The organism is Clostridium sp. KNHs205 (genome assembly GCF_000702945.1).
Taxonomy (GTDB): domain Bacteria; phylum Bacillota; class Clostridia; order Lachnospirales; family Lachnospiraceae; genus Anaerocolumna.
The window spans coordinates 2,647,348-2,672,854 of sequence record NZ_JNLE01000003.1 but is presented as its reverse complement, the minus strand read 5'-3'; the positions used below and the strand labels follow the sequence as shown (position 1 = coordinate 2,672,854).

Here is a 25,507-nt window from a genome sequence, read left to right as displayed (position 1 = left end):
TGCGTATATAAGCCCCAGTTATTTTATCGACTTTTATCAACACACAGTCTATGATTCTTTCGGCTGATACAATATACACTTAGTGACTTAACTGGTGAAACTCTACACTATTGAACCAGTTCTGCCAATTCATTTATTTTTTCTACCAGCTCCTTGTATTTACCTGATTTATCGTTTCCGTCAGAAAAACTCTTGAAAAAATTTAATATCTGTTTAATCTTATTAACACTATTGCCACTTTCTGAATTATTTTCCGCCATGGCAAAGACTGCCTTGCAGATATCCACGCTTTCAACCAGAATATAATCAAACTGGGCCTCATTAATTATCCAAGGGGATTGCAGTTTCGCCTGGGCAAGAAAAGCTGCCATATGTAACAGTGCCTGTTTATACTGTTCTTTGCTTAGTGCATCTGTTACCTTTCCCAGGCTCTTAAGTAACAGTTCTTTGGATACATTATTAATATCGAGATTATTGACATAATCCTTCAGATTCTCAATAATAGCCCTTGCTGAAAGCTCCTGGGGACCAAATTCCTTCATATTGTGATTCTTATAGGACGGCATCTGATTGAGTAACTCAAGTCCCCCATTAAGCTCATAATTTCCACTGCTGTAGCCAATAAACCCCGGATCTTCCGTTAGAGCTTTATTATTAGTTCCCAGCATAAGCTGCTGTGCTCCCCTGGCTCCGCTTGGAAGAATTGCACCATTTATAGGGCTTAAAGGAAATTTAATATTTACTGTTAAATTTTCCTCAAAGGTATTCGTTGCAACAGCTGCATAGAACTCCTGATCAAAGGTCAAAAGTTCCGGATATTTGGCTGCATAAACCGGATTGGCTGCATAGGTCTTTACAAGCTCAAGTCTTCTTAGGGTTTCTGCATCAGCGGTATTCCAGGCCATCTCCGGTTTGTAGTTATCAAATCCCCAGTAGGTGGCAGAACAGTCTAAAAACAGATTTCCCTTAATAGTATTGCGGGTTCCCTGGGCTCTGACTGCCACCACATTATTGGCTCTGTCAGAACCGATGTTTGCAAAGATATTATTATAAATTTGCAGGGCATGGCCGTTATTATCCGTTCTTATACCACATACGTTGAATTGCTTGGTGTATTGACCCACCGGAAAAATACCGAGATTGTAGATATAATTGTTCCTGAATACGGAACCTCTCTGCTGAGGGCTGATTTCATTTCTGGTATAGATGGCATCCATATCCAGGCACTCCTTTACTGCATCATGAATTTTATTGTATTCAAAAATATGATCATTCCCGCCAAAGTTAATAATACAGTGAGGTCCGTCAAATACATCATTATAGGCTACTCTTCCTCCCACCCCCTGTAAAGCGATTGCCGGGTTGTATGCCTTATGCTGATAACCGACTCTGTGAATGGTGTTGCTGATAATCGTATTCTCACTTGAGGTCAGAGTCTCATAGTCACCACCGGACATAAAAACACCGGTTCCACCTATGTTCTTAATCTCATTATTCTCCAGTTTGATTTTGGTCCCCCGAAAGATCAGTCCGCCTTGTCCGAAGTTTCGGATCAGACAATTAGTGAATTCAATTCCCTCAACCCCCGTACCGTCATCCAGAAAACCATCCCAGATATGTCCCGGAAAGACCTGGGCTTCCGGATAGTTAGAAGGTGAGGCAAGTCTTAGGAAATGAGTAGATGTAGGGTCAAAGGTTATGGGATTCGTTACATTGTTCTTTATTAAGAACTCACCATAGGTCATCATCTGATAATCTTTGGTGGTGCCCAGAGCTGCGTAACCTCTGCCGCCTTCAATGGTCATATTGGTAACTGAAATATTCTTAGCTCCGTTGAAATAAAAAATAGGTTTACCTATGGTAGATAACTCAATCTTATAGCTTTTTGTACTGAAGTCCGCCGGTGGCAGATAGTAGAGCTTACCTTCTTCTCTGTCTATGTAATATTCACCTGTCTCATCTAATTCTTCCAGCAGGTTTTCTGCAAAATACCAGCCATTTGTGTAATAGGTCTTTATTTTGCCTTCCTTTAGCTTGATTTTTTTCTCAGTGGTGTTAATGCTCTCAATTGGATAATAGTTATTTTCATAATTAATGGATAGAGTACCGCATATCCAGGCATCTGTTGCATTTGCCCAGCTGGAGGGTCTGTCTATATCATACTTAAAGGACATTTCCTCCGGCAGAAGGTATTTATTATCCACGGGAATAGTCCCCTCATTGGGATAGCGTGCCAGAGTCTGATTTTCACCATTAACAATGAGTTCAGCAGCCATGTATTGTCCTTTGTTAAAATAATGGTAACCTCTGGTATTTAATACTCCGTATTCTGTGATATCATTCCCTCTTAAATCTGCAACCAGTACTTTACCTGCTGCCTCCTGGTCAATTATCCGTACCTTTTCTTCTTCCTGAATTGGCCTGAACCAGCTTTGTTCAATGGGTTTGCTGCCGGATAAGCTTACCTCCTCTCCCGGGTAGGCTGTGTAAGTAATCTTACCCTTTTCAGAGCCGGAATCCTCCGGACCAAAAACCAGGGAATCATAAAGATAATAGGTGCCTTCTCTAAGATAAACTTTGGCACCTCCGCTGGGCAGCTTACCGCTGCTGATTAGACTGCGTACCGCCTCCTGGGCTTTCTGAATCGTCTTAAATGGAGCCTTTTTGCTGCCCTTGTTACTGTCACTGCCGTTATTATCCACATAATAACTGGCAAAATTTTGAGAGTTTGACGTAGTTTCCACATTCGTAGCTGCATAACTTGTCAAACTTGCTGGCAGCAGCAAAAGTGCTGTCAACATAATACAAATAATCTTTTTACCCTTTCTCATACTGAATCCCTCCTAAATTTCTGATTTATTTAATAACGGTCTAACCCCATTATTAACTTGGAAAATCAATCCTGCGGACTGGTTGCGAGTGTATAAATCACTATGTATTAGAGTGTTAATTAATATTTTGGTTGGGATTGTAAATGTTAAAATATATCTAAATATTTTTCAATAGTAATATTATTTATTGTAATATTTTAAAATTAGTTTAATGCACTAATTGATTTTTGATTATTGCATTAGTTATTATGTATATTTTTATCTCTCATTTATATGTTTCATTATATCTATTGCCAAATATTTGAACAACAGTAGAAATTTAACATTACTGTAGTATTTTAACCTCTATTATATAAAAATCTGAGAAAATGGATTAGAATCTTTGTTTTATTCATAGTTCAGTTGTAAAAATACAGGAGTATTTGAAGGAGTATTTGAAGGATTATTGGAAGTGTTTGTAATGAATGAGAACTTACGTTTACAAATATGTTCTTTGTCAAAACACAGAAAAAGAGGCTGTTGATCAAAGCATTATGTGTTATTATATACTGGATAATGAAGCTCTGGAGTCCATTAGCGTTCTTCCCTTGGATACTCAACGAGAGAATTAGAAAAGACAAAGTACAACATAGTACTTTGCCTCAATAATAAACATAATATTGTGATTAATTATAAATCAATAATAAGTCGAGTCATTAATAATATATTGCTAATAAGAGATTTTTCTAGTAAATATAACGACAATCTAATAGTTATAATCTCTCTTTATTAATATTATTAATTTCTTTTTTACTTGCAACCTTTCCGTCTTTTCCAATTCCCTTATCGCGAAACAGTGTTATAATCACAACCGCTGCTATAATAAAAAACACAGCTATAAATGCATTTATACCAATTTTTTCATCAGCTAGAAGCCATCCTAAAAAGACCGCAACAATGGGGTTTACAAATGCATATGTTGATACAACGGAGGGTTCTGCATTTTTGAGCAACCATATATATGCAGTATAACCTATCAGTGAACCGAAAATAACCAGATATCCAAGTGCAATCCAGGATTGAGTTGATATTACTGACGGATCAAATCCACGATAATCGCCATGGAAAGCAGCAGCAATCAAAAGTAGAATACCTCCTACAATCATTTGCACACCTGTGGATAACAACGGTGCTGAAGGTAACTTGGCTTTTCTGGAATACATGGAGCCGGCTGACCATGAAATTGAAGCAAAGAGTAATGCCAAAATTCCTCCTGGGTCAGCTGACTGCGAAGCCATTCCGTTAGAATTCCAGACAAGAGCACCTATACCGCATAAACCCAGTAGGATTCCTATAATTGAGCCTGCGCTGGGTTTTTTCGCTCCGCTTATGTAGCTGAAAGCCGTAATCCACAGCGGTACCGTAGCAACCAGTACCGAGGCGATGGAGGAAGGCACCTGCTGTTCTGCCCAGGCAACAACGCCGTTGCCGCCAAGTAATAACAAGGAGCCGACTATTCCAGCATTTTTCCACTCTTCTAAGGATGGTCGTTTTTCTCCTTTTAATCGGTATACAATGTAAAGTATCCATCCGGCTATGCTGAAACGTATACCTGCCATCAAAAACGGTGGCATTGTTTCCACTGCAAATTTCATCCCAAGGTAGGTACCACCCCAAAATATATATACACACACCAATGCTAACATAATTATTAATGACTTATTCTTTTTTGCTCCTGCGCTGAAATCTATACCCTGCTGTTTCATATCATTTGGTCTCCTTCCTCTTTCTCATACCCTTTATCTTTCAGACCATCTTCCAGAATTGTGGTGAGTATCAGGGTTGTGGAAGTTTCCTGTACTTCAGGAATTTTGACCATTTCATCAATTAGGTTTGTGATATCCTGAGGATCTGCTACTCTGACTTTCATCATCATACACCATTCTCCGGCAAGCCGTTGTGCTTCTTCGATGGTAACTCCGGGAACATCAAGTGAGATAATCCTGGCAGCAACTTCTTTAAAATTAATGCATTTGATCTTTACCATAATAATGGCTTTTACCTTCTCTTCCAGCTTGTTCCAATCAATTATGCTTCGATACCCTTTTATGATATTTTTATCTTCCAGTCTGGCTACTTTATTGTGGACTGACGGCCGTGAAATATGAAGGCGCTTACTTATTTCTTCATGTGTCAGCCTTCCGTTTTCCTCAAGCAGTTTTATAATCTGAATATCAATCTCGTCCATACTGCACCTCCTTTTAGAACATTATAGCTTATGCTAAGAACAATGTACATATCGTCATATAATATTAAATTTTTACTACTATTAGTAACTCTTTTCCTTTTACAATAACTAATAGTTATATTTTTCTTAATTTTATAGTTTCAGGATTACGATTCGTTATTCATACCAGCTCCCATTGCATGTCGCATCTGCTTGCAGATGTGGCACTGCCACAAATCAGGGTGTGAATTTTGTATTTCTATAATTCACACCAGGCTTTCATCTTATAATCTTGGGATATTTACAAGGTTTCGTCTGACATAAAGAACATATCATACTTCATATCCGTACTTACCGCTCACAAGCTTGCGGTAAATACGGATGTTTGATTTTCTCAGAAACTTGCTCAAAACAACACTCTATGGTAAAGTAAATACACAGTGCGCCATTTAATAAAAAAAAACTTTAAAGACTTTTAGTATCAAAATAAATATATTACAACTTCATTTTCACTAAAATAACTGCACATTAGGAGACGATAATGACACTGGAAATAAAAAGATGTGACTGGGCTGTTAAGAGCAAATTGGAGCAGGATTACCATGATAAAGAATGGGGTATCCCTGTACATGATGATAAAAAACTCTTTAAATTATTAATTCTTGAAGGTAAGCAGGCTGGTTTAAGTTGGTCAACAATCCTTACAAAAATGAATACTCTTTGCGAAGCATTTGATGATTTCGATCCGGAAATCCTTGCAGCGTATAAAGAAGCAAAGGTTGAGATGCTATTACAAAATGATGGAATTATTAGAAACCGCCAGAAAGTTAATGCTGCTATTAATAATGCGAAAGCGTACTTTAAACTCCTTGAGGAATTTGGTTCTTTAGACAATTATTTATGGGCATTTGTAGATAACAAACCTATTATCAATTCCTGGAATCGTATTGAAGAAGTTCCTTCAAGCAGCCCGGTCTCAGATTCAATCAGCAAGGATTTGAAAAAAAGAGGCTTTAAGTTTGTTGGTACTACAACCATCTATGCATTTATGCAATCAATTGGGATGGTAAATGATCACCTGGTATCCTGTGCTTTTTATAATCGTTAGCTTAATGCAAATAGCTGCCAGTAAATTCACCTGTCTAACTAATTATTGACTAGTGTATTTGCTGACAGCTATTTGTACTATCATTTCTGCTTTGTAATGAAAGCCTCGTATGTTGATTGAATTTATTCTATAACCATATCCACGTTCTCTCTTCCCACATTCCTGAACTATTCATTCGTATATTGGACTGAGAGCTTTCTATAATGCTTCCAGAAATCACAATACTTCCGGCTACTCCAATAAATATCCCTATCCCTGATTTACATACTCTTTGACCCTCACGTAACATAATTCTTATAATATGACATACAGTAGTCTGCTTTTAAATGATATTATGTTCTAAAAAAGGAGTCATTATCATGTTAACTAAACTACCAACACCTGTTGCACTTTATATGAATTCATTAAATAACAACAACCATGCAATCCTCAACGATTGCCTGGCAGAAGATGCACATATTCATGATATAGGAGAAGATAATCATATATATGGGCTTGCATCTATAAAGGATTGGCGTGGAAATACCAATGACGAATTTCAATTGGAATCAAAAGTGATAAATATGGAAGACAAGCATGGAATAATTATTGTGACCTCTTTAACCAGTGGAAAATTCCCCAGCAGCCCCCAGTTGTTTTATTACTTCTTCTCTTTATGCGATAATCTGATTACTAACATAGAAATTGCTCCCGGTGAGGAAAATGCACAGTTGTAGTTCATAACAATAACTGACCTCTACACATCTTATTAAAGTTAAAACAGAAAATATAGCTTCGCACTTGTATCTAATGTTTATAAAAATAAAGAGACGTAGGTTTTATGCTCCTGCGTCTCAAATACATCCTATTTTATTTATACTTATTACTTAATTTATATTTACTGTTTAATCTATTTATACTGTCCCTTAAGGTAATGGCATTTTGTATTTGCAAAAGGTATAGAATTCATTATGTTCCAGTATTAAGAATACACAACTACCCCTTTATTCACTCTGTCACCAGGTACTTCGACTGCTGGAAATCCTAGAGCTGCACTTCCCCAGGTCACATGGTCTTCCGGTACTTTCAACTGTGTTAAAGCTTCGCGTAAATCTGGATTGTCAGACAGACCAGCCAGTTGATGAATCCAGACAGAACCGATTCCAAGGTCAGTTGCTTCAAGGAAAATATTTTCCAATACAACGGATGAATCAAATGCACCAAGGGGATAATCCTTTGGTGTACTTACAAGAATCAAGGTTGGTGCATCATAAAATCGCTTATAATCAGGCTGACCTAAGGCTTTACCCACAGCCGCTCTTAGTAACTCAAGCTTCCCTTCTCCCTGAACTACTGTTAACTGCCAGTTCTGGGAATTACGTCCGCTGGGCGCATATAATCCGGCAGTCAGAATATCCTCTAACTTCTCCTGCGGTATCTGCTCTTCACTAAATTTACGTACACTTCTTCTTGCTTTTATGTTCTTTAATACTTCACTCATAACAATTTCCTCTTCTTTCCTGGATATAAGTTATATGGCCTTAACTGCATTATTAATTTGTATATTATTTCATATACTCTTTTGCTAAAACATTTCCTACTCTCCTGGGCAATAAGGAATACATCCAGCACCCCAGACAAAAGCTGAAAAAGGATTCCAATGCTGCACATAGCAATAATACAACCAATACTACACTTCCTGCAAAAAGCATATTTCCCGCATACAAAATGGTAGCTGTCACAGAAAATAACACTCCTATCCGGGCTGCAAATACTTTAGGAGCACTATCAACCATCTTTCTTGGAAGATTCAAGCCGGATACAATCCCCCTGGCAAGAGTTGCAAACGGGCTGTATTTCGGTCTAAATAGTCCTCGCATAATAAAATCAAGTGCTAAAATTCCGGTTATTACAGCAGCTGTCCGCGCTGAAATCAGTACTGCTGCCAGTAATGCCAACCCGGTAAAAGCAAAAACAAAACCCGCAACGAACCGAACCGTGGTATTGTCACGCTTTTCTCCGGATATCGGGCAAGATAAATCAATAGCCATAAGAATACCCTCTTTCATTTAAAACATACTAATTCTATATGATATATATAATATAAGTCTAATTTCTAATGTTGTCAAGTAACCTGCTGGATTTACTTTATACCTATTGGTTTACTATATACCTGCTAAATTTACTATATACTTTTATCTATTCATATAAGAATACATGTCTTCTTAGAAACAGTACTCTAAATACCACTCTCTCACCTTTTCTGTGAATCTATTAAATGCCTATTTCTCTCATCTTTTCTGTGATTCTATTAATTCTTGCCTCTATTTCCTTACCGTTATATTTCGATGATTTCAACTCCGATATGACTTTCCCGTCACTCATAAATATTATTCGCTCTGTTTGGGCTGCTATTTTCACGTCATGAGTTACGAGAAGTATGGCTGTACCGTCCGCATTGATTTTTGCTAATATATCCATAATCTCCAGGGCGGATTTCGAATTAAGAGCACCGGTAGGCTCATCTCCAAAAATAATCTCCGGGTCATTCATAAGCGCCCGGCATATTCCTGCTCGTTGCAGCTGACCGCCTGAAACCTGTGTAATATCCCGCTTTTCAAGTTCTGCTATACCAACCTTTTTCATAAGTGATTTGGCTTTTTCACTATATTCCTTCACCTTTTTATTATGATCTACCATGGAGGGCAGCAGGATATTGTCAAGCAGGTTAAGATTTTTCAGCATAGTCGGCTGCTGAAATATAAATCCCATTTTTGTTCTTCGTATTTCAGAAAGCTCGTTATCCTTAAGGGTTGATAATTCTTTGTCCTCTAAAATCACCTTACCACTGTCAATACTGTCCATGCCACTGAGAGCAAACATCAGGGTTGATTTTCCTGAACCGGACGGTCCCATAATTGCAACAAACTCATTTTCCTTTATCTCAACAGAAACCTGCTTTAGTACTGTATGCTTTTCATCACCTTCATTATAAGCTTTTACGATATCTTCACCGATTATAATCTTCTTCATAGGCTACTCCTTTATATGCTCGGATATTATGAGTTCTCCAGCTTTTCTGACTCCCAGGAGGGTTGCCAAAATTACTGTGGCTGTCATCATTATGGGACTTAACAGATAAGCTGAAAACGGATTAACTGCAAATTCAAAGGAGGACACCCCAAAGGATGATATGCCTGCTCCGGCAAGTATTTCCCCAAGTGTATTCGCAAACAGGGTGCCAAGTACAATTCCAATAATTAAGATGAACCCGGAGCGGGCAATATATTGCTGCCTGATATCCACATCGGTATAGCCAAATACCTTCATAACAGCTATGGAGTATCTGTCCTTAACCACAAGCATCTTCATAAACAGCAGTGTAGTCAGTAAAGTAATAAGTATAGCTATGATAGCTGCGGCATTGGAAGCCTTACCTACTGCATTTATTGTCATGCCAAAGGTCTGGTTGATAAACTCGTCCACTCCTGTAACTTTAGCATAGGAAAATTCCCTTCCGTACTCTGCCACTTTACTCTTTGTAATGGTTTTATCTGAAAAGCCGGCACTGATAACATACCACATGACATCCTGAGAATCGTCAGGAAATACAGCCTTTGCTGTCTTCCCGCCATTGGTTATATCCGAATAAATTCCACTTACCTTTAGGTTTGTCTCCTTACCGGAAGAAACCAGGGTTAAGATATCTCCCGTCTTTTTACCAAGTTCATCAGCATTAAGCACTGACAGAGCAATTTCATCCTTTGAAAGAGGAGCTCTTCCATGGGAATATTCTACCGGAAATACCGAATGGTCCCCTAATTCAATCTTAATATTTTCCTGTGTTCCATCGGAACTCTTAAGCTTAAAGTTTTTTGTTACAAAAACTGTATACCTGGTTATTGTGTTGTCACTTTCCATGGCTTTTTCAATTTCCTGTGCTTTTCCCAAAATATCCTCTGTCTGCTGCAGGTCAATACGCATATCATAGCTTCCTATCCCCATATATCCGATAAAACTATCTGAGGAAATGGTGTGAAACAGGTTCTGTGGGACAATAATTATAAAGACAGATATTATTAGTACTGCAAGCATTGTGGCATAAAGCTTCTTCCTCGAAAGAACATCTTTCATACCAAGAAAGACATTAGTGGTTAGAAGCTTATTCTTACTTAAGCAAAAATGATTCGAAACCAAGGATTTATCTTGTGATATACCAAAACGAATAGCCTGTGCAGCAGATATTTTCCGAAATTGTCTTAAGACACGGTTTACATATAAAAGAATTATCAGATATACCAGTATTACTGCTATTATTCCAAAAACTATGGCAAGAGACGAATTGTTGCTTTCTCCCATATAAAGCCTGATATTTTCCAAAAGAATCCCCTGAAAAAGAAAGGATAAGGCACTTCCCAGAAGACATCCTGCTGCTGCAACGGCTGCGTACTTAGCCAGGTATATCTTCTTAATATCGGTAACCGGCAGTCCAATTGCTTTCATAACACCTATCTCACGGTAGTCGTCTTCAATTTTAGCAAGAAGGGTAAACCGGATGCACATAAATGCTATCGCTACCACAAGCACACTTACAAGAAGAATTACCGCAATCATAATTCCATCCGATATCCCATTGAGCATTTTAAAAAGAGGATATGTTATGGTCGGACCGTTTGCTTCAAGGCCTGCTGAGGTATAAGCATTCTGAAAAGCGCTAAGCATTGACCTGTCCTTTAGTCTGAATTCGATAAGATACTCTATACTGCCGGCTTCTTTTATTTTACTATAGTCATTTTCACTTACCAGGAACCTCTTGGAGGAGGCCAGTAAAGAATTCATTTGTGAATCCCTGAGAAACCCGGCTATGATAAATTCCTCATTACCAACTTTTATAATACTTCCTGTATCTGCTGTGCCATCTTTTAAGTAACTTATGGGAACATATACCTCTCCGTCAGATACCTTTATCACCTCTCCTTCCAGATCAAGAAGAAAATCAAAATTTTTGCTTTGTACCATAAAGCCATTATCCTGGACACTGCCTGTAAGAGCCTTTCCATCAATGACAATCTTTGAAGTATCTATATTCAGAAACTCCAGGACTTGAAATTCCTCTACATTACTGTTCTCCTCTGCAAAAGCTAAAAGGCGGTCCGAATCAATATCACCGGAATGCATCTGCATAAAATGCGGTGTTTTGGCTTGGGTCATCAATGTATCTATAGCTCCTGATAAATTAATGAGAAGTACAGCTGCCAGGGATACCAGCAGGGCGGCAGCTGTAACAAATAGCAGGGTAATAAGCGTAATCCATTTACTTTTGCCTATGTCGTTACGGACAATTTTGTAATACATAATTTCCTCCCTTCTTAAGGATAAATAATTGTGGTTTGAACGTCGTTTATTCCTGACTCCAATTAACGTTCAAACATACCCATTACTTCCATTAGACTTCCACTTTTTGCTCCCAGCAGTCTTTCTGCATGAAAGGCAAAGGCTTGAATTCGTGTACTACGTTCTTCCTCTGTCATGTCAATGATATCATTATCAAAGAGGGTATTCAGATATATCACCATCATCTCCATACATTCCTGGGGATATGGCGTATTGAACAGCCCTTGCTCTATTCCTTCCCGTATAATCTCCGCTAAAATCGGCGGTACATTGTTGTTTATTACTCTTTGAATTTTCTGATGCATCAATGCATTCTGAGGTTTATGAATATGTTCCATGATCTCGCCGCTGCTGCTGCCACTAATGTTCAGCGCCATTACGACACGGATTATACGCTCATAGACAGGAATACTCTTATCTAAGGCCGCCATCTTTGCAGATTCTAAAAGCCCTGTATTGTATCTCTCTATTAAGGCATCCATAATATCTTCTTTTGATTTGAAATGATAGTATAATGTCCCCCTGGCAATTCCTACTTTTTCCAAAATGTCATTTGTACTTGTACCATCAAAGCCCTTCTTACCAAAAAGTTCATCAGCAGCGTCAAGTATTTCGTTTCTACGTTCATTTGCTTCTTTTACTACTCTCATGTTTGTATCTCCTTTTACCGACTGACTGTCGGTCTGTAAGAGAATAATAATATATTCAATGCTTTCTGTCAAGTTTGTGTTATTAAGAATGTAAAAAATACGTTTTTAAAACAGACCATAATTAGATACCCCAGATAATTTGGATCAATTAAAAATATCTCTCATAATAATTTAATACTTCATTTTAAGCTTTTCTGTAGTATTATTTAAAAATGGAAATCTTATGTACTCTTTTTTCAGAGGAGACTAGATTGAGATATGCTTTTGAAGAACCTGATTAAATTAAAATTTGCGGAAATATCTATAAGACGGCAGCAAATAACTTTTCAATTCAGTAATACAATAAGTGGAGAATATTATAGATTTACTACTAAGATATGTGAAATGAGAAATCCCACTTTACAGTGGGATTTCTCAACTAAACAAGCTTTTATTCTAATCCATCAATTTTTACAAAATGGTACAGACGGCTAACGGCATCTCCCCACATATCTTTTACCAGGAATCCGCTATTTACAAGCAATTCACCATGATATTCCTGATCAGTTCCTTCCAGACGGTAGGACGCTGTCTCATCCAAGCCCTGTAATTTAATCTTCCGGCTATGGCTGTTAGGAATTCCGCGTACCTGCACATAGGTAACAAGTGCTTCCTTCTTATCTTTGGAAACCACTTCATAACAATCAAAATAGTGATTGTCTCCATAAGAAGCGATACGGTAATAATCCCCTTCTCTTACCAGTTCATGGAACTTATGATACATCTCTACCTGCTTTGGTATCATCTCTCTGTCTTCCTGAGGTATCTTTGTAATATCCAGCTCATAACCAAAGGTTCCGGCTAAGGCTACATGTCCTCTTGTTTCAAAAGGAGTTACTCTGCCTACAGAGTGATTGGGGCAGTCACTGACGTGAGCGCCTATGGCTGAAAGCGGATAAATAAGGGCAGTACCTTCCTGTATCATCAGTCGTTCTACAGCATCTGTATCATCAGAGCACCAGATCTGCGGGCTGTAATAAAGCATACCGGGATCAAATCTGGCACCTCCGCCGGAACAATTCTCCAGAAGCAGATTAGGGAACTCTGTTACCAGACGTTCCTGCAGCTGATATACACCAAGGGTATAGCGATGGAATAATTCCTGCTGAGAAGCTTTATCAAGATAAATGCTTCCCAGATCCGTTAATTGACGATTCATATCCCATTTAACATAAGCGATATTGGCACTTCTCAGTATTTTCGCAACACATTCATAAGCATAATCAACCACCTCCGGATTGGAAAGATCCAGTACATATTGTTCCCTGCTTTGAGTAGCTTCCCGTCCTTCAATGTGTATTGCCCATTCGGGATGTTTTCTGTAAAGGTCTGAGTTGGGTGAAATCATCTCCGGTTCAAACCAGATACCAAACTGAAGGCCTAACTCATTGACGCGGTCTACCAGGTCTTTTAAGCCTCCGGTAATCTTCTTTTCATTCACCACCCAATCTCCCAAAGAGCAGTTATCGCTATTACGCTCACCAAACCAGCCATCATCCATGACTAACATTTCAATGCCGGCTTTTTTCGCTTCCGCGGCGATTGCAAGTAATTTATCCGTATTAAAATCAAAGTAGGTTGCTTCCCAGTTATTAATCAGGATGGGGCGTTTCTTATTTCTGTAAGGACTGCGGATCATGTGTTCACGATAGAAATCATGAAGAGAACGTGTCATCTTGCCAAGGCCTTTATCGGAATACACCAGAACGACCTCCGGCGCCTGGAATGCGGTACCGGGTGTAAGGTTCCAGCTGAATTCTTCCTGATTGATTCCCATTACCATACGCACAGCATCGAATTGAGAACGTTCAACCTGTCCGATAAAATTACCGGAATAAACGAAATGCATTCCATAGACTTCTCCCTGCTCCTGAGTTGTCCCGGGAGTTAAAAGTGCTATAAAGGGGTGCTCCTGATGTCCTGACTCACCCTTTGCGGAAGAAACCAGCTGCTTACCATAAGCTACCGGATTCTTCTGAATGTGGCGTTCTCTTGCCCAGGAACCATGAAGGCTTAACATCTGATATTCCTGATTATCCATATCCAGGCAGGCACTATAGATTTTCTCCAGTTTCAGCTTCTGTTTCCCTTCATTTACAACCTTTACACTTCTGGTGATAATATCATTTTCATAAAATGCAGAATAGGAAAGGATTACCTTTACACCTAAAATTGCGTCTGTACAGGTAAGTTCAAGAGTTTCTACCTCCTGCTCACTGCCAAAAGAACCTGGCAGACCTTTCATTTCTGGCTTGCCTTTTAATATTTCATGAGAAGTATAAAGGATCTCACATCCCATACGTCCCTCTTCATTTCGTATATTCAGGCAGCTTTCACGGTAATCTCCCACTCCGCCGGTAGGATACTCCATAGGGAAGAAATCAAAAAAAGAAGCCTTTTCTCTCTTCCTTACACTGGGTGTAAAGGGATTTTCTTCTGTTCTTAACAGATAACTGCCTCCTGCATGCTGCAGACGTTTTCCATAATAGATATGACCAACATATCCTTCAACCGTAGTACCGAACATATATGTGGTATTTTTCGTGTCCAGCTTGAAGATTCGCTCTTTTTCAAGATATTGAATTGCCATTTTTTTAACTCCTTTTTAATTATTCTACAAATAGAGGATGTATTATTTCTGTAGCTTTAATTAGTTTATAACAAATATTCCAGACAATATCAACTTAAATTTCATTTTTCTTTTAGTCATTTTATGCCTAATTATAAACTAAATATATCTGCATAAAAAGGTAAAATCCAAGGTAAATCATTGAATTATACATCAAACCAACATCATTACCGGTTGCAAGTTGTATGAAACTTATGGCATTTACTTTCAATTTTTCATTTGACAGTTCTAACAAACTTATAAACTTTATTTTTAATGTTTCTCACTACAGCTCTTTTTACTTATTTCTTTTTGGCAGGTATCATATAAAAGCATAACAGCTTCCGATGACAGTTTTGTCAAGGAAGCTGTTGGTTCGAAACTATATAATTAATGAGCGCTATAAAACTTTCCATGCTATACATTTGTCAGTTTGTAACCTTTGCTAAAACTACTTGATTAATATATTACTCCAGCGTAAACATCCAGTTAACGCCGAACTTGTCCTGTAAATTGCCATGAAGTCTGGCAAAAAAGGAAGGGGTGAGTTCCATAGATACTTTTCCGCCGTCCTTCAACGTATCCCATGCACGTTTTACCAGTTCATCATTACTGGTAGTTAATGAGATATACATATTGCTTCCCGCGTCAGGAGTTTGTCTGCTATCAGCACACATAACTTCTACGCCTTCGATTACAAGACGTGAATGCAGAATAAGGTTCAAATCATTTTCTTCAATTGGGAAGGCAGGATTAGGAGGCATATCTCCGTACTTTTGTATATGAGCTGCTTTTGTGTCAAAAGCTTTTTCGTAGGCTTTCAACGCCTCTTCACAGTTTCTGTTAAACATTAAATAATGACCTAACATAATAATACTCCTTTAGATGAATTTTCTTTAGCTAACCCTGATTTATTACCTTTATACTTCCCAATTAATATCTCACTCATACTGTTATTATAGCATAAGATAAAATTAATACAATTGTACTTTGCAATGCAGTTTTGATTGATTTCTTACTGTATATGCTTCTTAAAGAAAGCAGCTTCAAGTACTTGATATATGATTAAGTACTTGAAGCTATTTATTTAGATATACTAATTAAATCCAATCAATTTCTGAGATATTCTATAGGCTGCCAGAGATATCATCTGACCTGTTTTGCTTGAGGAAGTCACAGTTCATAACCGGCAAAATAAGCCATTCCTTCATCAAGGGAAGAATAGTTAAAGATATATTTACCAGAAATTCCATACGTATTCTCCTTCCTATTGAGAGAATATCAGAATCTAATGTCCCAAACCTGATAAATTACATTTTTATACATCGGGACATTCCTTCTTCTGTGAATCCAGAATAAATAAGGTTGCATCTTGATTCATGAAGATTTTACTTCCTGTATAAAATGGTTTAAACTTGATATCTTTGAATCCTATTCTCGTCATAAGCTCAATAAGCTCCTCTTGAACAAAGCCATTATGAACAATATCAGAGACTACTGCATCATTTTTAACAAAATCAGCAATGATAATATGACCTTCGTCATTGAGCATATCATATAATCCTGCTAAAACTGGCTCTATATCCATAATATGAAGCAGCACCTGTGCCAGAATAATATAATCCGCGCGTGTATTGGTAATGCTTTCTTTTTCAAGATCAAAGCATAAGGTATCTGCATTGGTTATATTGAATTTTTTAATCTTCTGATTTATCTGCTCAATCATATTAGGTGAAGAATCCAGAAAAAGTACGGATTTAAAATCCTTTAACAGGTTTAAGCCAACAAGTCCTGTTCCGCATCCAAAGTCTATGGCTTTCTTATTATCAGCATCGTCCAGGTTTTCACGTACAGCATTTGAAATTATTTTAGCAATTCTGATTCTTTCAGGAGTATCATAGCCTGTTGCCATCATATCAAATATATCTGTATTTCCCATATCTTATTCTCCCATCTGTTTTTATAATAAGATAACCTGTTAGATTCTTTTTCTATAATAGTTGAAGGAGGCAACTACTTCAAATCCACATTTTTTATATAGATTAAAAGCTACTTCATTATTACTGTCCACCTCAATTGTAATATTTTCTGTGCCATCCCGCTTTAATTCACTGAGGATTAAATTAAGCAAATCCTGCCCGAAACCTTTCCCTTGATATTGCGGCGAAATCCCTAATCCACTTATAGAAGCTTCCTCATTTTCAAAGCTGACAGCACCCATACCAACAAGCACCTCATCCAATTTTGCAATATACTGCAACCTGTTATCAGCTTCAAACGACCTGGTTATAATATTTTTAGCATCTTCGTATGAATCCTCAAATATGTCCTGACTTAAACTGATGAGGTTCTCTTTATCTTCCGGTTCTGCTTTATAAAGCTTTAATAACCTGTTCTTTGATAACTCTCTATTTTCTGAATAGTTCTTGAGTCTTAAAAAATACTCCGTAAAATCCATTTCAACTTTTAATCTTTTAATTGCTTCAATACCATCTTTCGACTGCGGTTCGCATACAAATATTAAATCCCTTATTTTATATTTCTTAATTTCTTCCATTGCTTCTGTAAGAAGCCTTTTAAAATAACCCCTTTGCCTATATTCAGGCAAAGTATAAGCTGAAAGCTCAGCCTCCTCGGATGTTGGTATAAACATGATTATGAGACTGACTAATTGTTTATCCTCATAAAGCAGAATATTTCCTTCTATTTCCTGATTAAAATTCAATGATGTATCCAGGAATAAATCACCATTTAATTTATCATATTCTTTACAGACTCTCTCAATTTCTCTTATTTCCTCGGTAATATGATTATTTAGCTTATTAAATTTCTTGATAATCAACAGGCTTATTTCCTCCAATATATTAGGTTTTAGTCTTATATTGTATTATGTTACTGCGTTGCCTTAATAGTATCGACAGCAGTAATTTATTGTTAATACTATTATACCTGAAATTAACAATGTAATCACTAATAAACTTATAATACTTTTTTACTCTATATGTAAAAAGCAAAAGCTCCTCCGGAACTACCTACTTTTTCAAGGGCAATCTGGCTTTTTCTGGTCAGGCAATGTCCGGTTTGCTTCCAGTACTTAATTTAATACAATTAATTCCAGATTCCAATAACAGTACTTTATTTAAGACAATTAATTCTCTGCTAACTGCTTTTTCATTCTATGATCTTTGCCCTTTACTGTTTCTTCTTTCCTGTTCCACTTAAATATAGCTGCACATAATGCTGAGACAAAAGGTGTTGTAGCTATTATACCTACCGAGCCGGCAATCCCCTGTAAAATTTCAATTACGATCATATCACTGTTTAGTATCTGGATCATCGGATACTCATAAATCTGAAATAATATCATGAGATTAAAGGCTGACCCCACAAATGCAAGTATCAGGGTATTTGCCATAGTTCCCATAGCATCCCTTCCTATATTCATACCAGATTTGAAAATCTGTTTTTTAGAGATGGCCGGGTTCTGTTCATATACCTCATGAAGTGCAGATACGATGGACATGGACGTATCCATTAACGCCCCCAGAGCAGCCAGAAGTAAACCGCTTATCAGCAGACCGCTGATCTGAAGGGGTGAATCAGAAGCTCGTATGACCATTTCTTCCGCTTCTGACATATTAAATCCGTTTATTGGTGTCATAAGAGTTACCAGCCAGGCAAAGACTCCGGCTGCTATTACCCCACCAACACAGCCTAAGAAAGCACACAGAGTCTTCTTCGTAAAGCCCGTCAGCATCAGCAAGGCTCCGGCACTGGTATAGGCAGCAATCAATATTGTTGCCATAATCGGAGATACACCTTTTAGAACCAGAGGAATCAATATATACCACAGATTAATCAAAGTAAACAACAATCCGAATAAAGCCCTTGCTCCCTGCTTACCTCCTACCAGTACCATGAGTAAGGCAAAAGCAAGGAGTGCTATAATCAGAACACTGCTTCTGTCATAGTTGGGAATCGATAGGACATACAATTCCCCGGCATCATTAAAGTCCAGCCGGACGATCACACGTGTTCCAAGCTTGGCATCAACATTGAAGTAGGCATTCACATAATTAACAGCTTCCAGCACCTTTCCTTTATACTTGCCTGTAAGCACAGTAACCTCCAGGTTCTGTTCACCTATACGCCTGCCTTCCGTCCAGCTGTCCGGTGCTGCATTGTCACTTAGAATGTCCGTAACCTTTGCAACCGCAAATATTCTTTTTTGCGCAGAGGACAGTACATCGTCCGGAGCCGGTTGATTTAAAAGGATTGCTGCACTGATAAATAGTAACAGCATTACCACTGCAGTTATAATCTTTATCTTCAGGTTCTTTATCATATAAACTCCCATCTGTGTGCCTTGGCACACGTATAAATCAGGATGTTGGAAAGTGCCGTTTGTATTTTGCACTCTCTAACATGATGCTGTTTTCCCGGCATCATTATCAATTATATCTGTTATTGATTAAATCTATATCTAGCCAAGGAAAGGGGCTGCACGAAAATGCAGCACCCCACCTTTGTTAAATAAAGTTTATATCACTAATCTTATTACTAATGCAAAACCAGAAGCCTGCTTGCATAGCTGCCCAAATTGAAAATGTGAAATATTCAGTATTTCGTACTATTTTACTGTAATATTTTTGCTGAAGCTCTTCTTCTGTCCATTCTCTAAGGTAACGGTAACTGTAACCTTAACAGTACCTTTTTTCCTGGCAGTAATGACACCGCTTCCGGATACAGCAGCAATATCCTTATTACTTACCTTGTAGGTTATTTTTGCTTCTTCCTGTCCAAGGGGATCACCGTATGCAAATGCCGTAACCTTGCTTAATTCCTTCGGAAGGGTCACTTTGATATTCAGTTTATTTCCCTTGGTAACGGAAGTCTTTACAGTTACAGTAATCCTGTCAACCAACTTAACGGCATCCTTTACCTGCTCTGTACAGATAACATAATCTCCACCGCTTAGTGAGGATAACTTAAGTGTACCATTCTTCCCAATGGTCTTTGGATTGTTGGGTACTTCCTCCAATAAGCCGGTCTTGGTATTCTTATAATAAATATATACCTTTTTACCTGCCTTTAAGGAAATAACCTCTTCAACAGGTACTGTAACAATCATGCCGGCGGCTAAGTTCCCTTCTGTTCCTATGGATAAGATTCCTGCTGACTTTACAGCTGCTTTTGTATTTTTTACCACTGTAACAGCCAAATTTAACTCCTTAGAGGCCATCGTTACTTTCTTAAGCTCAGAAGCAGGAATACTTATGGTGTAACTCCTTGCCTCTCCATTTGTTACCTTGACAGTAAGAGCCTGCCCGGATTCTTTTACAAATAATAAAGCTTCGGGACTTAATACGATGGTTTTTACAGCTGCATCTTTTACAGAAGGAATAGTTAATTCAATTGCTACACCTTTTGTAACCTTGCCGTCTTCCTGGACATCCTTAAATACTTCTTTCCCTAAGGAAAGCTTTATATTAGAACTGCCGCTTTTTACTGCTTCTTGCAATGCTTTTTCACTGGCTTCTAATTTGATGGTTGCTTTACCAGCAGTTATTTTCGTTACCGGATTATCAAGTACAATCTTTGTCTCCTTCTCCGGTGAAGGTTTTATCGGAGTAGGGGTAACCGGTGTTGGTGTTGGCGTTACAGGATCAGGTGTCGGTGTTATTACCGTTTCTCTGGTACACACAATATCTGCCCTGTCTCTGATACGGATACGTGCCGGAAGACCATCAAAGGTATTATCATATGATGACAGGCCAACTGCAGTTATACTATTGCCCACTTCTAAATTATTGATTTCCTTGCCAGTTGTAATATAGCCATCGATGAAGATTCTTGCAGTGTTTCCGGCATTATCCCTGACAAGGATCGTCTGGACAGCCCCATTAGCAAGTTCAACTTTGGTTATCTTTCCGGTAAGCTTTACAAGACTTCCAAGGTAGGTTTGGTTATTTACCTGTTCAGCGGTTACAGCTTTTGGTTCTAAGGTCTGGATATTACTGTCCAACAAAGAGATACTGCTTACATTTAACTGCCTCTCCCCGTTGTAGGAGGAGGTTGTTCCGGTTATACGAACCTTCTGACCGACTTTATAGTCTCCTGATACCGGGAAAGCATTAATACCGGCAGTTCCATCCTGCAGATAGATACAGTCAAAGAAAGCGGTAGCCTTATCAAAACCGGAAGCATTGGAGGTAACGATTCCTTCTACTGTAAATTTTACCCCTTCTTCTGCTTCCTTCTGAACCTCTGCAATAGAATCTATCTGAATAGGGTTTACGAATTGAATTAAATTTTCTAAGATTGTATAATTTGAATAATTTAATTCCGCATTGGTATCTGAAACCGTAGCCTGGATTTCAAAATTACTCATAAAAGCTGCACCGTCTACAATTACCATTGACTGGCTTCCGTTTGAATGAGTGACTGTTTCTGCTGCCAGCACCATCAGACGGTTATCATCCTTCGCATACTCATATTTCGGTATGTTTCCGCCCAGGCTATCATTATCACAATTCTTTGAATAAGTAGTGCTGTGTCCGTATACAACCGGTGATATATTAGACGGTAATACAGAAGTGGGATTTCCCTCCTGATCTACCGCATAAATTGTAGCTCCACCGTATTGGCTGAACAGCTGAGAGTAAAGATTGTCATTGGGATGCTCTTTATCATATACAATGCCTTTGGTCAATGGATTTGCCCAGTTATACGTGCTCAGATATAATCTGGCTTTATTTGCTTCGCTTCCGCCTGCGTTGAGTACATCGTCATAAGCACCGTCGTCACTAATACGAAGTGTTGCTCCGATTGCCGCCAGCAGCTTGTTCTGCTGCGCTGCCATATGATCTTCCGCCGGGAAGGCCTTATAATTCTCATAAAGGTCAGACCATCCGCACAGCACCAGGCTTCCGCCGGCTTCTGCGAATCCTTTGAGTGCTGCGATTTCTGCATCTGAATATACTGCATAAGGTTCTCTTAAAGAAGTACCGTTACGGCGACTGGGTGCAGTGAGTATTATCATCTTAAATTTACCGTTTACATTCTTTGCTGCTAAAATCAATTCCTCACTGGTATTTAAAATAACACATCTTACATCACTTTGTGCCGCAAGACGGCTGAAGTTACCCATGGAATCCTTGTAGTTTCCTGCTACATATTCGTTGTAGTGACTTCCGTCGATTCCTATGTAAACCAGCTTATCAGCATCTCTGATATCCAGACTGAGGTCCTTTGTAAAGGAATAGTCCTGGTCTCCCACCGTTAATACTGCTTCAACAGTTAAGGTCTGTACCTTTGCTTTCACAGGCGTAAAATCATAATTGACTGCCGTATTTGTTCCTTTTGCAACAGTACCGGCATTGTTTATCTGGTCAATTACTGCTCCGTCTAATTTATAGGTCAGGGACTTAATTGCTGCGTCGGAAGCTTCACTGTTAAACAGTGTGGTCTTAACCGTCATTTTCTCGCCGGTAACCGGTGTATTTGTACTGCTTTCTACATTCGAGATGCCAAGCAGTTTCGTACTGCCCACCCAAACTGGTGCTGTTACGGCAATATCCCCATCCTTTTCTTTCACTCTGATGTAATAATAGCTATAGTCCGGTTTCAGGGTTACATTTAATTCCTTGCTCATTGCATTTACATCCCAGGAATAAACCACTCTTCCGCTATTTGCAATGACTTCCGCTTTCTGAATCTCATCATCGGCATCGTTTAATAATACTTTTAAATTTAGGTTTTCTGGTACTTCCTTAATGATGCTGCCCATAAATTCATCATTTACTGTGTAGGTTATCTCAAGGTTCTTATCTTCTGTTGCATAAACCTTACGATCTTTTAAGGCATCATAAATGCCCTGTTCCGTGAAGTTATCTGTTATGATAACATCTCTTGCATCGTTTGCATTCCCCCATTTACCTTTGTGGTTATCCTGGTTATTGGTAGGGGCTACATGCCAGCCTTTATCAAGAGCCATGGTGTAGTAATTGTATGAAGGGAAATATCCGCCGCTGCCAATAGCTCCTTCTCCGTTTCCTACTTCCACCAAAGTAATACGGGAATCAAGTTCCGGATCCCAATAAGCAAAATCACTAAAGGTACCAAAGGTCGTGCCAGGATGGTTGAACTGACTGACAGAAGCCGCTCCTTCCGGCTGGCTTAATAATGTATAATACGCTTTCATACCGGCATCGTTGGTCTTATTGTTAAGGGTTGTGTTATTACGGCTTACAATCCCCTCCGTGTTCCAGGTGTTGATATGTCCAGGTCCGCCTGACCAGGTCATTTCAAAGCCGCCAAGGGCAATAACTCCTCTGTTCTCCGCAGCAGCATTGAATTCAGCAATCTTACCCTTGTACTCATTCCACAGAGTCTGACTGCCCGCTGTCATTAAACTCTTGTTATACAGAGAAGCCTCCGGGTTAACTTCTGTTTTGGTATCAAAATAGTTGGAATGATCTGTGAAAGCGGTAAAATCAACATTGTCGCTCTTGTTAATCTTATTGATATAATTAAGAGCATCGTCTAAAGTACCGGAGCCGTCAGAATAGGTTGTATGACTGTGCAATTGCCCAAAGTACAGATTATATTTTGGTGTACCTACCGTAAAAGGCCAGTCATAGGTTATTGCCTTTCCGTCTGCACGGGTTATCACTACAGTAGCTGTATATCCCTTATCCGCCAGGTCCTGTACCGGTGTATAGGAAAAGGTTCCGTCAGCATAATTCATGGCAACAGAGTCAAATACAACTGTGCTTCCTGCCTTTAAGGTAAGCTTAGCTGTCGGAGCTGTTCCAACATTTACTGCTGTTACGCTGATTACCGGTCTCTTTTCCTCACCGGTTTTTCCATTGCGTTCCGGTGTAACTTTTACGACCTGCGGTTCATCCGTCACTGATATTGATTTCACACTGCTGGCTGCTTCATTTCCTGCTTTATCTTTCGCTGTTACAAATAAGGTAAAAGAAGATACTTCTGAAGTAAAAAGACTTCCGGGGATTGTTGCTTCCCAGGTGGTATTATCCGCAGTATTTTGTACCAGTGCTGCTTTATAGACAGTTTGATTTATTGTGTAGGTCAGCTCTGCTGCTGCTACCGCTACGTTATCTGTAATCTTAACAGATACCTTATAATCCTTGCCAAGTTCTGCATTTTCAAAGACAGGCAGGGTTATTACAGGTGCTTTTGTGTCATTTTTAACTACATAATCAGCAGAAGAACCAACACGAAGCTGATCGGTGGTAGTGTATTTGGATACACAGGCATAGAGATCAACCTTTTCACCGGCTGCTACACCAACGGGATAAGTTGCAGCGCGATAGATTGGCATACTGTTTCCGCTGTTATCAGTTACAGTTGTACTTCCGTTGCTGTTATAAGTACCAAGAGTGATTTCTCTGATAACTACCCATTCAGATACCAGGGAATCCTTAAAAGCTTTCAACTCACTAATAGAAGTAAATTCCTGTGCTTTAATCAGCTGTGTTTCTGCTGCCGGTGTTATCAGCTCTTTCCCGGTCAGGGTCTGCAGCTGAGGAACTCCTCCATACAAGGAGGTGGTGCCAGTCAGCTTTACAACATCTCCGATGTTGTAACCGGCGAGGGCATCGTATACCTGAAGGGCGTAAATGTTTCCATCAATGACGTCTTCCAATATTACGGTATTGGCATTGTCATAGTTACCGAATCGGTAAACCAGCTGTCCTACTACAGTAATTACTTGTCCGGCTGCAGTCTGGCTGCCTTCCAGAACAGATTTTGCACCTTCAGGAATAACCGGAACAGGGTCATATAAGGTGGGATCTGTTCCAGGATTTTCAACAGGTATGTAATTGAATTCAGCTATATCACTGTCCTCATATCCTGCGGCTTTTGCTTGTGCATAGATAGTTGTATCCGTATTTATAGTAATAGGTTCTGAGTAATCCACCCAAATTGCTGACGGTGACACAGTTGTGTAATAGATACTGGATCCGGGGGTACCACAGGTTAAACTGATGGCACTTCCTGAAACTATGTTACCAGAGGCCAAACTGGCTTTGGGTGTTTCTGCTTTTAGATCGACGGGAGGAACACTGCTATCCAGCTTGTACAGTGTAAAGGCAGAAGGATAACCGGCATTGCCTGCAGCAGTACCTGTTTTATATGCTCTGAATTTATTCTCGGTGGTTTTATTACTTGCTAATATAACAGTATCTGCACCAGTTCCTTTAAAGGAAAAGGTTCCATTATTAAATTCAGTCTCCCAGTTATAATCACCTGGTTCTATACCGTTTACATTACCACCTAACGGTTTTATGGATATCCCATTCGCATCTGCTAAAGTAACGCTGTTACCTGAGACCGTGAGGTTCCATACCAGGGTATTGTCAGGGTTCACTATTTTGCCAGCTACAGGACTAAGTGCAGTAGCACCTATCCACTTGGTACCGCTGTCATATGTACTCATGGCATAACCGGTATTTACTATTATTACATACTTACCGCTGGTAAGCTCGGCTGCTGAACTGACAGGCACATAGGTACCAGCAGTTTCTGCTGCATAACTTTGGGCAGGAGTTACGGTAAATACCATAATAATACTTAACATCACTGCCAGACATCGTTTTGCAAACACTTTCATTCTTTTTCCTCCTTATGATGATATACGCAATTCGTTTACTGTTCTTACAC

16 protein-coding genes are annotated in these 25,507 nt (G+C 38.9%); 2 read left to right on the top strand and 14 right to left on the bottom strand.

Annotated elements, in window-relative coordinates:
* Positions 1-107: 107 nt before the first annotated feature.
* The 3 genes from BR73_RS0111185 to BR73_RS0111175 form a co-directional block, all read right to left on the bottom strand.
* Complete coding sequence (locus BR73_RS0111185) at positions 108-2,831, bottom strand: right-handed parallel beta-helix repeat-containing protein (RefSeq protein ID WP_033165592.1); 2,724 nt, start codon at positions 2,829-2,831, stop codon at positions 108-110.
* A 752-nt stretch (positions 2,832-3,583) separates the two neighbouring features.
* The gene (gene yedA / locus BR73_RS0111180; protein WP_081848620.1) at positions 3,584-4,576 is read right to left on the bottom strand and encodes a drug/metabolite exporter YedA; all 993 of its coding nucleotides are present in this window, start codon (positions 4,574-4,576) and stop codon (positions 3,584-3,586) included.
* A complete protein-coding gene (locus BR73_RS0111175) occupies positions 4,573-5,058 on the bottom strand; it encodes a winged helix-turn-helix transcriptional regulator (RefSeq protein ID WP_051685141.1) in 486 nt (161 codons plus the stop codon). The genes yedA and BR73_RS0111175 overlap by 4 nt, the downstream gene beginning before the upstream one ends.
* 520 nt (positions 5,059-5,578) lie before the next feature.
* Between BR73_RS0111175 and BR73_RS0111170 the strand changes: the two genes are divergently transcribed.
* Complete coding sequence (locus BR73_RS0111170) at positions 5,579-6,145, top strand: DNA-3-methyladenine glycosylase I (protein WP_033165591.1); 567 nt, start codon at positions 5,579-5,581, stop codon at positions 6,143-6,145.
* A 359-nt stretch (positions 6,146-6,504) separates the two neighbouring features.
* The gene (locus BR73_RS0111165; protein ID WP_033165590.1) at positions 6,505-6,861 is read left to right on the top strand and encodes a hypothetical protein; all 357 of its coding nucleotides are present in this window, start codon (positions 6,505-6,507) and stop codon (positions 6,859-6,861) included.
* Positions 6,862-7,106: 245 nt separating this feature from the next.
* On the opposite strand, the gene BR73_RS0111160 is transcribed toward BR73_RS0111165, so the two are convergent.
* The 11 genes from BR73_RS0111160 to BR73_RS0111110 form a co-directional block, all read right to left on the bottom strand.
* On the bottom strand, positions 7,107-7,625 hold the full coding sequence (locus tag BR73_RS0111160) for a nitroreductase (protein ID WP_033165589.1): 519 nt from the start codon (positions 7,623-7,625) through the stop codon (positions 7,107-7,109).
* 64 nt (positions 7,626-7,689) lie between these two features.
* Positions 7,690-8,175 carry a DUF4395 domain-containing protein gene (locus tag BR73_RS0111155; RefSeq protein WP_051685140.1) on the bottom strand — a complete coding sequence of 162 codons (486 nt, stop codon included), beginning with the start codon at positions 8,173-8,175 and terminating at the stop codon, positions 7,690-7,692.
* 223 nt (positions 8,176-8,398) lie between these two features.
* The gene (locus BR73_RS0111150; protein ID WP_033165588.1) at positions 8,399-9,157 is read right to left on the bottom strand and encodes an ABC transporter ATP-binding protein; all 759 of its coding nucleotides are present in this window, start codon (positions 9,155-9,157) and stop codon (positions 8,399-8,401) included.
* Positions 9,158-9,160: 3 nt separating this feature from the next.
* A complete protein-coding gene (locus BR73_RS0111145; protein ID WP_033165587.1) occupies positions 9,161-11,479 on the bottom strand; it encodes an ABC transporter permease in 2,319 nt (772 codons plus the stop codon).
* 62 nt (positions 11,480-11,541) lie between these two features.
* Positions 11,542-12,168, bottom strand: coding sequence for a TetR/AcrR family transcriptional regulator (locus BR73_RS0111140; RefSeq protein ID WP_033165586.1), 627 nt, complete (start codon positions 12,166-12,168; stop codon positions 11,542-11,544).
* 430 nt (positions 12,169-12,598) lie between these two features.
* Positions 12,599-14,797 (bottom strand): alpha-galactosidase, encoded by a 2,199-nt coding sequence (locus BR73_RS0111135; RefSeq protein ID WP_033165585.1) that lies wholly within the window; start codon positions 14,795-14,797, stop codon positions 12,599-12,601.
* Positions 14,798-15,282: 485 nt separating this feature from the next.
* Entirely contained in the window at positions 15,283-15,684 is a 402-nt protein-coding gene (locus BR73_RS0111130; RefSeq protein WP_033165584.1) for a VOC family protein, read from the bottom strand.
* Between the two features lie 449 nt (positions 15,685-16,133).
* On the bottom strand, positions 16,134-16,754 hold the full coding sequence (locus tag BR73_RS0111125; RefSeq protein WP_033165583.1) for a class I SAM-dependent methyltransferase: 621 nt from the start codon (positions 16,752-16,754) through the stop codon (positions 16,134-16,136).
* Between the two features lie 39 nt (positions 16,755-16,793).
* Complete coding sequence (locus BR73_RS0111120; protein WP_033165582.1) at positions 16,794-17,657, bottom strand: GNAT family N-acetyltransferase; 864 nt, start codon at positions 17,655-17,657, stop codon at positions 16,794-16,796.
* Positions 17,658-17,963: 306 nt separating this feature from the next.
* A complete protein-coding gene (locus BR73_RS0111115) occupies positions 17,964-19,160 on the bottom strand; it encodes a YibE/F family protein (protein ID WP_033165581.1) in 1,197 nt (398 codons plus the stop codon).
* 285 nt (positions 19,161-19,445) lie between these two features.
* On the bottom strand, positions 19,446-25,457 hold the full coding sequence (locus BR73_RS0111110) for a chitobiase/beta-hexosaminidase C-terminal domain-containing protein (RefSeq protein ID WP_033165580.1): 6,012 nt from the start codon (positions 25,455-25,457) through the stop codon (positions 19,446-19,448).
* Positions 25,458-25,507 lie beyond the last annotated feature (50 nt).